This window comes from Staphylococcus sp. GDH8C109P, assembly GCF_017893405.1.
Taxonomy (GTDB): Bacteria; Bacillota; Bacilli; order Staphylococcales; family Staphylococcaceae; genus Staphylococcus; species Staphylococcus cohnii.
Map to the genome: position 1 here is coordinate 1 of NZ_JAESMX010000037.1, position 1,376 is coordinate 1,376.

The window sequence follows — 1,376 nt, forward strand, 5'->3', positions numbered from 1 at the left end:
CTTGGAATTAATCCAAGTTAAAACCAGCACCAATCGCCACTGAAGTGGCTATCATTATTTCTTTGTTCGTCAAAAGTTTTTCTCCTATCACAAGTAATTTTTTGGTTTGGCAAGCATCGTATTTGCTAGCCACTTCATTCGCTAACGCTCATTTCGTTCTGCAAATACACTTGTTGGGGGTAAACCCCCAATCCCCCTTTTTTGCTAACGCAAAAAGCTAGCCATAGTGGCTAGCTAATTCAAAATTAATTATCATGTTTATGTCTATTGGATCTAACTAAAACATTAATAGTAAATGTATTATCACAAGCAACTTTAAATAGGTTATAATCCATTTCTTCTAAAAGACTTAATAAATCTATATATTCTGTTACGTTTTCACTAATAATAATCTTCTTTATCCTTGAAATAGCTTCATACTTTTCTTCTCTAGTAAGAGCAATATAGTTAGAAATATCAAAGCCATTATAGATTTTTATATCTTTTTCATCATACTGATACTTTTCAGGATTATCCATATGCGTGAAATACCTATACGCTCCACGAACACTTTCAAGTTTAACTGGTTGTGGTGCATTTACCTTCTCAGCAATTTTTGATGCTGCATTTTGAGTAACAGGTCCATCCCAAATTAGTATGACATGCCAATGCTCTTTCTTAATTTCTCCATCAGGATTAACATCTTTATCATGCAAAGGAGATATTGCGAATTGTAAATAAGTTTCTTCAAGTAATTCTGTCCAATTTTCAGGGGCAGATTGTGGATATACAACCATTCCCCACGTTCTTGCTTTAATATATTTTGCCATGGTAAAATAACAGTGTTGAATAAAGATTTTAGAGAACTTAGCTATTTGGGAGCTAGGTTCTTTTTTTATTTTCCACTGTCTCTATCCCCCTTTTTACCTTTTTCAATATAGTAATTATTAATTAACATAGATATCGCTTGAGATTTACTCAATCCCATCTCTTCTGATATATCTTTCAACCTTTCAATCGTTACAGGTGTTAATGTTATTCCAACTTTTTCTCGAGCCATTATAACCCCTCCTTTTTAAATCCTTATTCTGTATTATATAGTATATTATCCATAAAAGTCTAGAGTTTTCATGAATACTTTTGTTAAGTTTTGTGTCTAAAATTGTCAAAAACCCCATAATATCAAGGCTTAAGTCGATTTTTTCACATTGCACATTGCACCCATTGGGGGGGTCGTAGTACCCCCCAATGTCTCTCCTCAAAACAAAAATTCAAAACCAAGCAATCAAAAAAGTGATTGCTAAAATTTCAAAATCAAACCCCACCAAAAAATTACTTGTAATAGAATTTCCTTTTGACTTCACGATATCGAAATCAATGATTTGGATTGGTTGTTA

3 protein-coding genes are annotated in these 1,376 nt (G+C 32.7%); all 3 read right to left on the minus strand.

Annotation, left to right across the window (positions count from 1 at the left end; translation table 11 throughout):
• Positions 1–7 precede the first annotated feature (7 nt).
• The gene (locus KA867_RS13525) at positions 8–133 is read right to left on the minus strand and encodes a hypothetical protein (protein ID WP_267237948.1); all 126 of its coding nucleotides are present in this window, start codon (positions 131–133) and stop codon (positions 8–10) included.
• A 112-nt stretch (positions 134–245) separates the two neighbouring features.
• A complete protein-coding gene (locus tag KA867_RS13335) occupies positions 246–809 on the minus strand; it encodes a replication protein (protein ID WP_049388228.1) in 564 nt (187 codons plus the stop codon).
• Between the two features lie 65 nt (positions 810–874).
• Entirely contained in the window at positions 875–1,039 is a 165-nt protein-coding gene (locus tag KA867_RS13340) for a ribbon-helix-helix domain-containing protein (RefSeq protein ID WP_002503080.1), read from the minus strand.
• Positions 1,040–1,376 lie beyond the last annotated feature (337 nt).

Coding starts and splice junctions, on each gene's coding strand:
- KA867_RS13335 (WP_049388228.1), bottom strand. CDS start 809: ATGGCAAAATATATTAAAGCAAGAACGTGGGGAATGGTTGTATATCCA.
- KA867_RS13340 (WP_002503080.1), bottom strand. CDS start 1,039: ATGGCTCGAGAAAAAGTTGGAATAACATTAACACCTGTAACGATTGAA.